The 13,422-nt window shown below is 47.3% G+C and carries 11 protein-coding genes; 6 read left to right on the forward strand and 5 right to left on the reverse strand.

The annotated features are described in order from the left end of the window. Positions 1-81 precede the first annotated feature (81 nt). Positions 82-333 carry a type II toxin-antitoxin system Phd/YefM family antitoxin gene (locus MJO57_RS31350; RefSeq protein WP_066015816.1) on the forward strand — a complete coding sequence of 84 codons (252 nt, stop codon included), beginning with the start codon at positions 82-84 and terminating at the stop codon, positions 331-333. Positions 334-368: 35 nt separating this feature from the next. After that, on the forward strand, positions 369-668 hold the full coding sequence (locus MJO57_RS31355) for a type II toxin-antitoxin system RelE/ParE family toxin (RefSeq protein ID WP_252021456.1): 300 nt from the start codon (positions 369-371) through the stop codon (positions 666-668). Positions 669-685: 17 nt separating this feature from the next. On the opposite strand, the gene MJO57_RS31360 is transcribed toward MJO57_RS31355, so the two are convergent. Continuing rightward, positions 686-2,578 (reverse strand): hypothetical protein, encoded by a 1,893-nt coding sequence (locus MJO57_RS31360; protein ID WP_252021459.1) that lies wholly within the window; start codon positions 2,576-2,578, stop codon positions 686-688. Positions 2,579-2,788: 210 nt separating this feature from the next. Between MJO57_RS31360 and MJO57_RS31365 the strand changes: the two genes are divergently transcribed. Further along, complete coding sequence (locus MJO57_RS31365; RefSeq protein ID WP_252017470.1) at positions 2,789-4,447, forward strand: transposase; 1,659 nt, start codon at positions 2,789-2,791, stop codon at positions 4,445-4,447. A gap of 17 nt (positions 4,448-4,464) precedes the next feature. Here the strand turns inward: MJO57_RS31365 and MJO57_RS32985 are convergent, their stop codons facing one another. Then, on the reverse strand, positions 4,465-4,587 hold the full coding sequence (locus MJO57_RS32985; RefSeq protein WP_256492908.1) for a hypothetical protein: 123 nt from the start codon (positions 4,585-4,587) through the stop codon (positions 4,465-4,467). Here MJO57_RS32985 and MJO57_RS31370 point away from each other — a divergent pair. Together MJO57_RS31370 and MJO57_RS31375 are read left to right on the forward strand one after the other, a co-directional pair. Beyond that, positions 4,586-6,100, forward strand: coding sequence for an IS66 family transposase (locus tag MJO57_RS31370; RefSeq protein WP_252017330.1), 1,515 nt, complete (start codon positions 4,586-4,588; stop codon positions 6,098-6,100). The genes MJO57_RS32985 and MJO57_RS31370 overlap by 2 nt on opposite strands. Positions 6,101-6,421: 321 nt before the next feature. After that, positions 6,422-7,306 (forward strand): NADP-dependent oxidoreductase, encoded by an 885-nt coding sequence (locus MJO57_RS31375; RefSeq protein ID WP_305881936.1) that lies wholly within the window; start codon positions 6,422-6,424, stop codon positions 7,304-7,306. Between the two features lie 7 nt (positions 7,307-7,313). Here MJO57_RS31375 and MJO57_RS31380 read toward each other — a convergent pair whose 3' ends face one another. Continuing rightward, entirely contained in the window at positions 7,314-8,972 is a 1,659-nt protein-coding gene (locus MJO57_RS31380; protein ID WP_252017470.1) for a transposase, read from the reverse strand. Between the two features lie 973 nt (positions 8,973-9,945). Here MJO57_RS31380 and MJO57_RS31385 point away from each other — a divergent pair. Next, positions 9,946-10,578 carry a hypothetical protein gene (locus MJO57_RS31385; RefSeq protein ID WP_252021461.1) on the forward strand — a complete coding sequence of 211 codons (633 nt, stop codon included), beginning with the start codon at positions 9,946-9,948 and terminating at the stop codon, positions 10,576-10,578. Between the two features lie 194 nt (positions 10,579-10,772). Here MJO57_RS31385 and istB read toward each other — a convergent pair whose 3' ends face one another. Both istB and istA read right to left on the reverse strand, forming a co-directional pair. Continuing rightward, entirely contained in the window at positions 10,773-11,528 is a 756-nt protein-coding gene (gene istB, locus MJO57_RS31390) for an IS21-like element helper ATPase IstB (protein WP_252017309.1), read from the reverse strand. Between the two features lie 12 nt (positions 11,529-11,540). Further along, complete coding sequence (gene istA, locus MJO57_RS31395) at positions 11,541-13,094, reverse strand: IS21 family transposase (protein WP_252017310.1); 1,554 nt, start codon at positions 13,092-13,094, stop codon at positions 11,541-11,543. Positions 13,095-13,422 lie beyond the last annotated feature (328 nt).

Raw genomic sequence — 13,422 nt, forward strand, 5'->3', positions numbered from 1 at the left:
CGACAAGAGTGACCAGCCACAGCCCGATAGCAAAAGATCTATATATGGACTATATTTAGGCCATAAACAGGAGACAGAGTGATGAGAATTGAACCGATCAGCTTCGTAAAAAAGAATGCGGCTAACCTGGACCTGGAAGAACCGATCGTGGTGACACAAAATGGCAAGCCAGTCTATGTCATTGAATCCTTTGAGGATAGAGAGCGCAGGCAAGAAGCCACCGCGTTGCTGAAGCTATTGTCTTTTGGTGCCAAAGACGAGGCAGAGGGCAAAACACTGTCGGGTGACCAGGTGCTGAACAATATCAGGGCAAAGTATCTGGATAATAAATGATGCGGGTTATCTACCTTGAGTCCTATCAGCTCTCTATGGAGCTGGTGATAGAACACAATGCATCCAGACATCCTGAAAACCTGCCAGGCCATATCGACAAACTCGCTGAAATCCAGGCGACTTTTGAAACGCAAGTTACTGAGAACCCAAAATCATGCCCCGTCAATTACGACCTCGAACGTTATTTTGGCATGCAGTTTCGCGAATACCATAAAGATGGCTACAGGATTCTCTACCGGGTTGATGACTCGAAAGCCGTCATCGTGACCTTTATCTTTATGAGCCAGTTTCAAAAGACCAGCCGGTTATTGGAACAGTTTGTTTTCCGGCAGTGATCAATTATTAACAACAGTCAATCCAGCAAACGGGTTGGACGATATGCCCGATCCTGGTGAATTTTACATGGCTGCCGGAAATGAGAACCAGCAACCATCACCAGAAATTTCATACGGGCCAGGGTCAAACCCAGCTTCTCAGCGGCTTGTTCCAGCAGGACTTCATCACCCTCTTCATCCAGCAGCGCATCCATCGGTTCCGCAAAGGCTTTCAAGGGCTCCGCATATTGTTCGCCAATTCGCTCTACCAGTTCTGTAACTCGGCGCTTTACATCCCGGCGACTCATTCCCAGCTCATTGCCAACATCATTGAGCCTACGATCCTGCACGCTCAGCTTCAGCAAAATCTGGAAATCCTGTCGATCGAGTTCTTTCTGGATCATTGCCTGAACCCTGGCATAAGGCCGGGTGAAATCAGCCACCAGCTCAAGGGGCTTTACAGGCTCTTCCAACACCGGCGGCGGATAATCCTCAGGAGAATCCTCGGCAATATAATCGTCATCTAACGAATTACCACGGTCATACGATTTACTCTCAACGGTCCGGGAGGCCGAAGAAAAAGAGAATTTCAGGGCTGAAGCCTGCTCTTTAACTTTCTTGGCCAGCTCAAATACATTGGCCCGTTTTGTAAGCAGATCAACCATGGTTGGCTTGGGAGTTGAAAGCTCATACTCAGCTTCCTCCTCATCCCTATCGTCGCAGGTAATATTATTCTCTTCCTGCTGAATCAGACGTTGTTTTTCCAGCTCAACTTTGGCCAAAAAATCTGCTTTAGCTGCACTATCCAAATTATAAAATGCAGCTAACTGCCCCTGTGTTGGTGCACGCCCTTCTAAAAGGCGTTTTTTGTAGGTGGCCAGCAGAGCCTGCTCTTCCAGCTTGCGTTGGCTTTCACTATCCGCCTGCTCATCTGTAGTCTGAGCCGTCGAACGCAATGCCTCTATTTTATGACAGACCAGCGCTTTTAATCGAATGGCTTCGGTCGTAAAACGAAACTCCAATTCTGCGAGAATAGCTTGCTGAACATCCAGACCTGAGTCTCCGGACAAGTGCAGTGTCTTTAACTGGAGCGCAGTGCGATCAATATAGGGGCGCGTTTTGGTTTTTTGATACTCTGCAGCAGCACCAGAAGGCTTGGTAACCTCAGGCGTCACAGCACCTTTTTCAAACTCAACATCTGGCATGCTATTCAACCGCTTGCGTACACGCTCACACAAGCGGATGCTTTTAACAGAAGACCTGCATTGTAACTCTTTATATAGTTGTTGAAGCGTTCCTCTATTCTGAAATGCCTGCCAATAGAGTTCCTCAAGATCCTGGATGGTTTTATTAAGGAAAGGGCGCGATGGTTTCTGCTCTGCAATCGACTCGCTTGTTTCTTCTGGTTCCTGGATCGCAGCCGCCTTTTTTGTATTTTCGCGAGCGTGCAAGTCTGCTAAACGAATATCAACCATCTGTTTCAGTAAGCCCGAACCAGAAGATGATCGGCTTTGAAGCTCATCTCGCAACTGTTCAAGTGTCTCTATATTGCTTATCCCACGGTGATAGTGAGATAGCAGATCGAATTCACTGATACCAGCGAAAGAGCTGGGGATAGAAGAAGGCACTTCAGTTTGACACTCAGTACCAACCACAGTTGCTGACTTTAAGCAGGAAGGTGCATGTAGCTTTAAGGACTCGGGATTATGACGAATACCAGCCCTGATGGCATCATCCAAACCATCATAGAGTGACTTTGCCTCTCCGGAGGCAAACAGCATAAAACCATCACCATCCATAATGAACGGCATTTGTCTGTTGTGATGCTCTTCCAGAATGGAGCCCCAGCCTGGCTGTGAAGTTTCCAGGAAGAAAATGGAATATTCTTTTTCAAATTTTATTGATTGTTGGTACTGCGTTTTGAGATCCATGAATTTTACTTTTGCACTTCATCACCCAAGGCATTACAGCTCTGGAAAATACGACTAATTCAGATAGCGTTCATGAGAAAACATCTTTCCTACAAGACCATCAACTCAAGCTAACTATCCAATATTTTCCTCATTGTATGAGATATTTTTGTAATTTCTCAAAAAGTGCTGGAAGCAGGATAATTTCGGTCAGTCGTCTATCCTCTCACCATGGCTTTTCTAGAACACCAGCAGTTACAACCTGAAGATCTACTGAGATTCATCACTCAGCAGCAAGAGCAGATCATTCAGCTCAAAGAGCAGATAGAATTGCTTGAAGCAGAGATTCGTCGTCTAAAAAAACTGCCCGCAAAGCCTGACATCAAACCAAACACCAAACCTCCCGATGATGACACCGGCAGCCCTGATGGAGATCCATCCGCTCCTGAGGGTAACGATGGAGCCAGCCCAGACACCTCGTCAAAGCAGAAGGTTAAGAAGCCCAACGAGAAAACCAGAAAGCAGCGTAAACAGCCCCGAAAGCCATCGGCGGAAAAATCCATACCCATTGCTGCCACTGATGTTCCGGAGGGATCAATCAGGAATGGAACCACCCCTTTTCATGTTCAGGAACTGACAATACAAACATCCAGTATTGAATATCTTTTAGAGCAATGGGTGACACCCGATGGACAAACCATTACGGCCAAACCGCCAGCCAGCCTTCATGGACATCATTACGGGCCAATGCTGCAGGCCTACGTTCTGCACCAGTATCATGGTTGCTCCGTTACCCAGCCAGAACTGCTGGACTGGCTATGGGACATTGGAATCTCTATTTCCAGCGGGGAACTCAGCCAGCTTCTGACGAAAGGACACGAGCAGTTCCATGCTGAGAAAGATGAGCTGTTGACTACAGGTATTCGCTGTTCAAGTTATATCCAGACAGACGACACGGGAACAAGGCATAAGGGGAAGAACGGTTACTGCACCATCATCAATAACGAGTCCTTTGCCTGGTTCGAGAGCACAGACAGCAAAAGCCGGGAAAATTTCGTAAGCCTACTGCACCGCCCATGGTCAACTTACACGTTCACCGACGATGCCTTGATCTATCTGGAAAAACTGGATTACCCCAAAAAGTGGCTACGCGTTCTTAATCCATACAGAGGCGTCACCTTCCTGAGCCATGAAGCCTGGGAAGAATGTATGAAAGACCTGAGACTAACTGGTAGACGGCGCCAGCAGGCCAGTGAAGCCATGATTTATGGCAGCCTGATACAGCATGGAGCAGGACATCTTACCACCTTCAGTGATGGGGCAAGGCAGTTCGACGTTTTCAAACACAGCCAGTGCTGGATACATGCAGAGCGAGGGCTGGCAAAAGTTCATCCGGTCAATGATCAGCAGGCCATGGCTCAGAAATGGCTTCGGACATGGTTCTGGGCCATTTACGATGACCTTAAAGACTTCAAGACAGAGCCAACTGAAAAAAAGGCAATAAAAGTACGACAGGGGTTCCAGGCGCTGATCCAAACCCAAACGTGCAGTGGGCTTCTTCAGGATGCTCTGTCAGGGTTGGCTGTAATCAAGGAAGAGCTATTACTGGTTCTGGATGACCCGAGCTTACCGCTGCACAACAACCTGAGCGAGAGTCAGATACGAGAATATGTTAAACGACGAAAGATCAGTAGTGGGACGCGAAGCGATTTGGGGCGGCAATGTCGCGACACCTTTGCCAGCCTGAAAAAAACGTGTCGCCTGTATGGTCTCTCTTTTTGGGATTATCTGAAAAGCCGACTAATGGGCGATGGGTTATTTCCGAGATTGAGTAACCTGATTGAGGAGGCTTCACGTCATCTTCCGTGTGGTGCTGCCAGCAGTTTTTGAGAAATTACAAGTCAAGATTAATAATAATTCTGATATTTGAAAAATATTCGTAACTGTTCAGCACCCCCACATAAATCTGGAATTTTCTGATTTTTATACCATCCTCTTAAGCACCATTTTTCCACAATATTCGCCAGCATGATTCCAGAACTACCCGCAACTATGTCGGCTGAGATTCTCTTGAAAGAGAATGCAGAGCTGCGGATGAGAGTTGCCTGTCTGGAAGAGCGATGTCGAGAATTGGAAGAAAAGGTTGGCAAGAACAGTCAAAACAGCAGCAAGCCGCCATCGTCTGATGGTTATCAAAAACCTTGTAAAAACAGTAATTCTCCAGATCATTCTGACGACCTTTCCGCAGATAAAGGTACCGATCCATCGGATGAAAAACCCAATCCTAAAAGTCTGAGACAGTCTTCTGGTAATAAAGCCGGTGGAAAGAAAGGGCATCAGGGCACTTGTCTTAAACAGGTCGATATCCCTGACTATATTGAGTACCTTCCGGTTAAAGAATGCAATAAATGTCAGGCGTCTCTTCTTGATAGTGAGCCGGTCAAATATATTGAACGACAGGTGTTTGAACCAGGGAGACCGGGTGAATTTGAAGTAACGGCCCATAGAGCTGAAGTAAAAATCTGCACTTGTGGTTGTCGGAATCAGGCTGAATTCCCGGAAGGTGTTACCGCTGCCGCACAATATGGCTCAGCCACACAGGCTATGGCCGTCTATCTTAACCAATACCATTTCCTGCCTTTTAAGCGCGTGTCAGAGTATTTTAATACTCTCTATAAAATGAGTGTAAGTGCAGGCACTGTCGCCAATTTTGTGGCCAGAACCTATGAAAATCTGGCTTCTACTGAAGAGGTTATTCGTGACGCCTTGCGGGAATCGTCTGTTGCCGGAGCCGATGAAACGGGTATGCGGGCCGAGGGCTCTTTGCACTGGCTACACGTTATGCGGGATGAACAATGGACGCTCTACTACTTGTCTGAAAAGCGAGGTCGTGAGGCCATGGACACGATGGGCATACTGCTAACATTTGCAGGCGTTCTGGTTCATGATCATTGGAAATCCTATTTTGCATATGCGGCAACTCACGTACTTTGCAATGCCCATCACCTGAGGGAGCTTTTGGGTGTTGTTGATAGGGACAGCAATCAACTGGCGTTGCGATTGATGAAGCTACTGAGGCTTTCCTGGCATTACTGCAAGGGCTTTAAGACCATAGGTATGCTACAGATGCCAAGTGTTGTCTGTGAACGAATCGAGAAGATTTATGACCGGTTGCTTCAGCGGGCTCTAATGAAAGAAGTCGTCTATATGGAGAAGCAACGAGAGGAGCTTAAGCGCAAGAAAGTCAAGAATACTAAAGCTTACAATCTCTTCAAACGACTCACTGAGTTCAAGGCTGAGACACTGCGCTTCATGTCAGATTTTACCATTCCCTTCGATAACAATGGCAGTGAGCGGGATGTTCGAATGGCCAAGTTAAAGCAGAAAATCTCAGGCTGCTTCAGGAGTGCAGACGGTGGTTCTATGTTTGCACGGATTCGCAGCTATTTGTCGTCTGCCAGAAAACAGGGAATGGACATATATCAATCACTTCATAGAGCTGTTCGGAATTACTGTAATATGCCTTTGCTCAGTGCTGAATAGTTACAAATATTCTCAATAAAGATTGTGTCATAATTATTAACCACCTTTATTTTGCCTGGTTTGAAAGCAGTGGAATTTATGACTATTAATAGAAATAGAAGCATTGTTCTTGTTAGCCGCCCTACCGGAATGCCAACACACGATAATTTCCAAGGCTCTTGTAGGATTTCAGACTGCTACTGGGTTGAACATTGCTGAAGCCCTTTATCTACAAAGGTTGTCAGCATATTGTCCGGTAATGTTGCCCAATCCTTGTTTTTCGTGACCTACAGTCAGTTTTCACTGTAGAGCAGTTCGTAATCAAAATAGAGCCATTTCCAAATAGAAGAATCTACCATTCCTGAACCAGGCGAAGGTCAAATGCTTCTGAAAAGCATATTTCTGTCACTTGACCCTTACCAAAGAGGAAGGATGAGCAGCTCCGCTTCTTATGCTGCACCAACAGAGTTGGGAGCTGTTATGGGAGGGGGGACTATTTCCAAAGTTGTAAAATCTAATCACTCAGGATATCAAGAAGGAGACTGGGTTCTTTGCTATAGCGGCTGGCAAGAATATGCGATTTCAGATGGTACGCTGTGGGGAAGTCCAATAAAGAATCTTGGTCAACACCCCGTTAATCCATCATGGTTTCTTGGAATTCTCGGGATGCCGGGGTTTACAGCCTATGCTGGGCTTTTGTTTATAGGAAATCCTAAAGAGGGTGAAACTGTTGTGGTTGCCGCCGCCGCTGGTCCTGTTGGTGCGACTGTTGGACAAATTGCAAAACTAAAAGGCTGTAGAGTGGTCGGAGTAGCCAGTGGTAACAGGAAGTGCCAATATGCAACCGAAGTACTTGGGTTTGATGCCTGCATCGACAGAACTGATCCAAATTTTCCATCTCAACTCAAGCAGGCAGTCCCTGATGGAATTGATGTTTATTTTGAGAGCGTGGGTGGAGAAGTGTTTGACGCTGTCTGGCCAAATCTTAATGACTTTGCTCGCATCCCTCTGTGCGGCACCGTATCCCAAAATAATCTGATTGGAATGCCTGATGGTCCTGACAGGCTAGCGCAATTTATGAGATCCATTCTGGTAAAAAAACTTAGAGTTGAAGGATTCATTATTGATGACAGTTTTGGTCACCGCTACAACGAATTTATAAATGATATGTATCGTTGGGTTGATAATAAAGAAATAAGGCTCTATTTTGATTACGAACTGCTCTAGTAATTTCTCAAAAACTGCTGGCAGCACCACACGGAAGATGACGTGAAGCCTCCTCAATCAGGTTACTCAATCTCGGAAATAACCCATCGCCCATTAGTCGGCTTTTCAGATAATCCCAAAAAGAGAGACCATACAGGCGACACGTTTTTTTCAGGCTGGCAAAGGTGTCGCGACATTGCCGCCCCAAATCGCTTCGCGTCCCACTACTGATCTTTCGTCGTTTAACATATTCTCGTATCTGACTCTCGCTCAGGTTGTTGTGCAGCGGTAAGCTCGGGTCATCCAGAACCAGTAATAGCTCTTCCTTGATTACAGCCAACCCTGACAGAGCATCCTGAAGAAGCCCACTGCACGTTTGGGTTTGGATCAGCGCCTGGAACCCCTGTCGTACTTTTATTGCCTTTTTTTCAGTTGGCTCTGTCTTGAAGTCTTTAAGGTCATCGTAAATGGCCCAGAACCATGTCCGAAGCCATTTCTGAGCCATGGCCTGCTGATCATTGACCGGATGAACTTTTGCCAGCCCTCGCTCTGCATGTATCCAGCACTGGCTGTGTTTGAAAACGTCGAACTGCCTTGCCCCATCACTGAAGGTGGTAAGATGTCCTGCTCCATGCTGTATCAGGCTGCCATAAATCATGGCTTCACTGGCCTGCTGGCGCCGTCTACCAGTTAGTCTCAGGTCTTTCATACATTCTTCCCAGGCTTCATGGCTCAGGAAGGTGACGCCTCTGTATGGATTAAGAACGCGTAGCCACTTTTTGGGGTAATCCAGTTTTTCCAGATAGATCAAGGCATCGTCGGTGAACGTGTAAGTTGACCATGGGCGGTGCAGTAGGCTTACGAAATTTTCCCGGCTTTTGCTGTCTGTGCTCTCGAACCAGGCAAAGGACTCGTTATTGATGATGGTGCAGTAACCGTTCTTCCCCTTATGCCTTGTTCCCGTGTCGTCTGTCTGGATATAACTTGAACAGCGAATACCTGTAGTCAACAGCTCATCTTTCTCAGCATGGAACTGCTCGTGTCCTTTCGTCAGAAGCTGGCTGAGTTCCCCGCTGGAAATAGAGATTCCAATGTCCCATAGCCAGTCCAGCAGTTCTGGCTGGGTAACGGAGCAACCATGATACTGGTGCAGAACGTAGGCCTGCAGCATTGGCCCGTAATGATGTCCATGAAGGCTGGCTGGCGGTTTGGCCGTAATGGTTTGTCCATCGGGTGTCACCCATTGCTCTAAAAGATATTCAATACTGGATGTTTGTATTGTCAGTTCCTGAACATGAAAAGGGGTGGTTCCATTCCTGATTGATCCCTCCGGAACATCAGTGGCAGCAATGGGTATGGATTTTTCCGCCGATGGCTTTCGGGGCTGTTTACGCTGCTTTCTGGTTTTCTCGTTGGGCTTCTTAACCTTCTGCTTTGACGAGGTGTCTGGGCTGGCTCCATCGTTACCCTCAGGAGCGGATGGATCTCCATCAGGGCTGCCGGTGTCATCATCGGGAGGTTTGGTGTTTGGTTTGATGTCAGGCTTTGCGGGCAGTTTTTTTAGACGACGAATCTCTGCTTCAAGCAATTCTATCTGCTCTTTGAGCTGAATGATCTGCTCTTGCTGCTGAGTGATGAATCTCAGTAGATCTTCAGGTTGTAACTGCTGGTGTTCTAGAAAAGCCATGGTGAGAGGATAGACGACTGACCGAAATTATCCTGCTTCCAGCACTTTTTGAGAAATTACCTGCTCTACAGTGAAAACTGACTGTAGGTCACGAAAAACAAGGAGGCTCTATTTTGATTACGAACTGCTCTACAGTGAAAACTGACTGTAGGTCACGAAAAACAAGGATTGAGCAACATTACCGGACAATATGCTGACAACCTTTGTAGATAAAGGGCTTCAGCAATGTTCAACCCAGTAGCAGTCTGAAATCCTACAAGAGCCAACAAGGATTGAGCAACATTACCGGACAATATGCTGACAACCTTTGTAGATAAAGGGCTTCAGCAATGTTCAACCCAGTAGCAGTCTGAAATCCTACAAGAGCCAACAAGGATTGAGCAACATTACCGGACAATATGCTGACAACCTTTGTAGATAAAGGGCTTCAGCAATGTTCAACCCAGTAGCAGTCTGAAATCCTACAAGAGCCAGAAATAAAATATCTTGAGCACATGTTCTACGGAATTGACTCTGTACCTAATGCTTTCATTGGTATGCTCAAAGGCAGTAATTTTGGCAAAACGGTAATTCAGTTGTGCGATGAAGTTCCGAATGCTCAGTTCTGAACTAGGAAACCGGGGTCGGGAAAACGGGATCGGGTCTTGATTCTTGAATTCATAGAAAACCGGGGTCGGAAAACCGGGGTCGGGTCTTGATTCTTGAATTCTTGTAAGAGAAAACCCGATTCTCAAATATCCTGCTTGAGAAAAAGAATCACTACCCAAAGCAGATCCGGTTAAATCCTGATATTCGATAGTTATAATTTCTGGATCTTCCGGGACTGTCTCTATATGTGAGACACCCCTGAAAAATTCCGTGGAAAACCAGAGTAGAGTACGCGGCCCTGCCGATAACCGTTATTACTATCTTTCATTAAAACGCTAAACCATGTCATGATCCACTGGCTTATGGGTCAGGGAGAGTAATAACGATGACCGCTCAATTCTCCAGCCATCTTACGCTTGATGATGTGTCATACAACGTTACCGATGCAGAGCCTTATCCAATATTTCATCCAAACATGCTGGGCATCGACGTATCGCCCATGGGTACCTTTTGTTGGGCTGGCTATATCGTCACTTATGAATGCAAAGAGGGTCAGCTATTTGCCAGGTCAATGAATTTAGGCGTGTTTCAAGATGAACCATTAGTCAATGGCATGAAACCGGATCCACTGCCGGAGTGTGATGATCTGACGCTGGCTTTAATGTTTGGCCGCTGTTACACCGATGTGTGGCTTCCTCTTGAATATACGGGCGAGGTACTTCTTGGCAATGACTGGGTTGGCAGATTGGGGCCTGGCCATCATGCCACTCCCCGGACAGTTGAGTACAACGAGATCAAGAAGGTTGTGTTCTCAAAAGGCAAAATTCAGCAGATAACGGATGTCTCGGACCAGTATGCAGAAGAGCGGCAAGCCCTGATCAAAGCGGAAAAAGAAAAGTGGAAAAAAGAGCGGAAGGTCGAAGAGCGCCGGAAACAAAGAATGCTTTTAAAGCGAAAGCTTGTAGGGTTCTTCACTAGGAAGAGGCAGCCAATGGCGACACATCGGGATGATTTGTGATGTTTGAGCCATCAGGTCTACGGCTTATAAGGCTCTGCACAGGGTCATGATAAACCAGAAGCAGGGCTTTCCTTTTGGCGGTATAACGGAAATATTTGCTGAAGGCTAACTGATTGCGTATTCTGGTTAACTTGAACACCTATTCTGTTTCATTTGAACACCCTGAACTCCTTACACATTGCCCAGTGTGATTTTTAGACCAGGTGTTCAACTGCGTCCAATTTTCCAAGCTTTTTGCGCATGGATTCGCCTTTGAGTTCAATCCGGTGGGCATTGTGCATAAGCCGGTCAAGAATGGCGTCGGCCAGAGTTTCATCACCAATGCTGGCATGCCACTTCCGGGTGGGCAATTGACTGGTAACCAACGTGGAACCTTGCTCGTGCCTGTCATCCATGACTTCCAGCAGATCGTTCCTTTGTTGCTGCGTCAGTGGTTCCAGGCCCCAGTCGTCCAGAATCAGCAAGTCTACTTTTGCCAGTTGTTTCAACTGCCTGCTGTAGCTGCCATCACCGTGGGCAAGGATCAGTTCATCCAGTAGCCTGGACATCCGATAGTACCGGACACTGTAGCCTTTCAGACAAGCCATGTGCCCAAGGGCGCAGGCCAGGTAGCTCTTACCGGAACCACAAGGTCCGGTGATCAACAGGTTCCTGTACCGGTCAAGCCAGCCTCCTCCAGACAGGCTGGCCATCTGGTTCTGTTTGAGACCTCTGGGGTGTTCATAGTCAATGTCGTGTATCCGGGCAGCCAGTTTAAACCGGGCGCTTCTGAGCAGCCGAGCCAGACGTTTATTGTTTCGCTCTGTTTCTTCCTGCTCAGTAAGCAACGACAGTCGTTCTTCAAAGCTAAGGCTACTGTAGGTGCCCGGCTGGTCCAGCTGTTGATTGAGGGCATCTGCCATTCCGGTCAGTCGCAGTGACCTAAGGCGAGCCAGTGTTTCATTGATCATGTTCGCCTCCGGTTATTGATAGCAAATAGCGCCACGAATATTTTCGTGATCATCATGCAAGGGACCTGTCGTTTGTTTTAACTGTGGCTCCAATGGCATCAGGTCTTTGCCTGACTGGAGGATTGATCGGACATTTTTTAACCGATAACCCCCGATGTTCCTGGCATGGGCGCAGGCGTTGTTGAGTCGTTCAGTTCCATATTCCCGCTGCAGGTTTAGCAGCCCCAATGAAGCTCGATAGGCTTGTTCAGGATGCTCCTTGCTATCCAGCAGTGATTGAATAAAACAATAGACTTCCTGACCAATGTCGTTAGCCCAGTTAAGTAAACGCTCAGGCGTCCAATCCTGATGGTGACGATGTCGTTCCGGCATATGAACTGCTAACGTCGTAAATCCACGTGTGTGCTTGCGAGCGTGGCTGGCCACCACTTTACCGTTAGCGTAGATCGTGACGCAGTGCTCAGTCGCCTGTACTTCTACTTCCTGCCTGGCAAGCTGATGGGGAACCGAGTAGGCGTGCCCCTTGCAGATAATATGATAATCCACATTCACCCGGGCCTTGATAAACTCAGCGAACACAAAAGATTGCTTCGGCAGTGGCTTGAGGGCTGGTTCATCCAGTTGTTCAAACGCACTACGTCGCGTTCCTGGCAACTGCTTAAAGGGCTTCAGGTTCAGTTCGATTAACAGCTCACGTATCCGCAGGTTCAGCTCTGCCAGGGTAAAGAACATTTCATGACGAAGCCTGGCCAGTATCCACCGCTCCACTACCTGTACACCGACTTCTGCTTTGGCCTTGTCTTTGGGTTTGTAGGGGCGTGCCGGAATGACTGCCACCTGGTAGTGACAAGCCAGGTGCTGGTATGATGGGTTGAGATCCGGCTCGTACCGACAGGCTTTGATAACTGCGCACTTTGGGTTGTCTGGCACAACAATTTCTGGCACCCCACCAAAGAACTCAAAGGCCCGTTCATGAGACCCCAGCCAGTCCTCTGTTTTTTGTGACAGAGTCGCTTCAGCGTAGGTATAGTTGGACGCTCCCAGCACTGCCACAAATATCTGGGCATTGTGGGCAATTTCGCCGGTGTCCGGGTTGATGATTGGCATGGTTGGCCCGGCATAATCAACAAATAACTTTTCACCTGCATTGTGCAGCTGTCGCATAGATCGCTTTTGACAACCACGCCACTGATTGTAACGGTGACAGTACTGGGCATAGCTGTAGGCATTGAGGGGGTGGGCCTGACAGTATTCTTCCCAGAGTCGTTGTTTGGTCACTTCCTTGCGCTTCAGTTCCTGATGCACCTCAGCCCAGTCAGGATCAATCAACCCTTTTCGATTGGCTATCGAGGCATCGGGAAACAGCGCCTGAATAAGCTCAGGCTCAGATATATCCTCTGCCAGGGGCCAGCTTAATTCCGATTCCTGAAAGGCCTTAACGTAGTTGGATACCGTCCCCACACTGACCCGTACACTGCGGGAAATTTGTCGGAAGCTGAGTTGGCTGCCAAACCGCATCCGGAGTATTTCTAGTAGCTTACGCATGGTAATCCTGTTTTCTGTCATGGCCGGTTCCCTCTCTTGGTACAGATAAGAACGGCCAAAGTTATGGAAAATCAATGCATAAGAAGATATTTGTTAGCTGTATTAGACCGGTTTATGGTCTGTTGAACAGCGTTTCTGGAAGCTTGAACGGTGATTCTGGAAATCATCAAAAAGTGTTCAAAAGAAACCAGAATAGGTGTTCAAGTGTTACCAGAATGGGTGTTCAAGTGTTACCAGAATGAGTGTTCAAGAGTTACCAGAATATGCATCACTTTCAGCTCAGAGCCAAAATCTATATGGCAGGGCTGAAAGCTTCGTTGGGGCAGCTGAGAGAGCTGTTAGCTGCGTA

The organism is Endozoicomonas sp. SCSIO W0465 (assembly GCF_023716865.1).
GTDB lineage: Bacteria > Pseudomonadota > Gammaproteobacteria > Pseudomonadales > Endozoicomonadaceae > Endozoicomonas.

What these genes read in the sequence shown, in the direction of transcription:
- MJO57_RS31350 (WP_066015816.1), top strand. Translation starts at nt 82, where the DNA reads ATGAGAATTGAACCGATCAGCTTCGTAAAAAAGAATGCGGCTAACCTG.
- MJO57_RS31355 (WP_252021456.1), top strand. Translation starts at nt 369, where the DNA reads ATGGAGCTGGTGATAGAACACAATGCATCCAGACATCCTGAAAACCTG.
- MJO57_RS31360 (WP_252021459.1), bottom strand. Translation starts at nt 2,578, where the DNA reads ATGGATCTCAAAACGCAGTACCAACAATCAATAAAATTTGAAAAAGAA.
- MJO57_RS31365 (WP_252017470.1), top strand. Translation starts at nt 2,789, where the DNA reads ATGGCTTTTCTAGAACACCAGCAGTTACAACCTGAAGATCTACTGAGA.
- MJO57_RS31370 (WP_252017330.1), top strand. Translation starts at nt 4,586, where the DNA reads ATGATTCCAGAACTACCCGCAACTATGTCGGCTGAGATTCTCTTGAAA.
- MJO57_RS32985 (WP_256492908.1), bottom strand. Translation starts at nt 4,587, where the DNA reads ATGCTGGCGAATATTGTGGAAAAATGGTGCTTAAGAGGATGGTATAAA.
- MJO57_RS31380 (WP_252017470.1), bottom strand. Translation starts at nt 8,972, where the DNA reads ATGGCTTTTCTAGAACACCAGCAGTTACAACCTGAAGATCTACTGAGA.
- MJO57_RS31385 (WP_252021461.1), top strand. Translation starts at nt 9,946, where the DNA reads ATGACCGCTCAATTCTCCAGCCATCTTACGCTTGATGATGTGTCATAC.
- istB (WP_252017309.1), bottom strand. Translation starts at nt 11,528, where the DNA reads ATGATCAATGAAACACTGGCTCGCCTTAGGTCACTGCGACTGACCGGA.
- istA (WP_252017310.1), bottom strand. Translation starts at nt 13,094, where the DNA reads ATGACAGAAAACAGGATTACCATGCGTAAGCTACTAGAAATACTCCGG.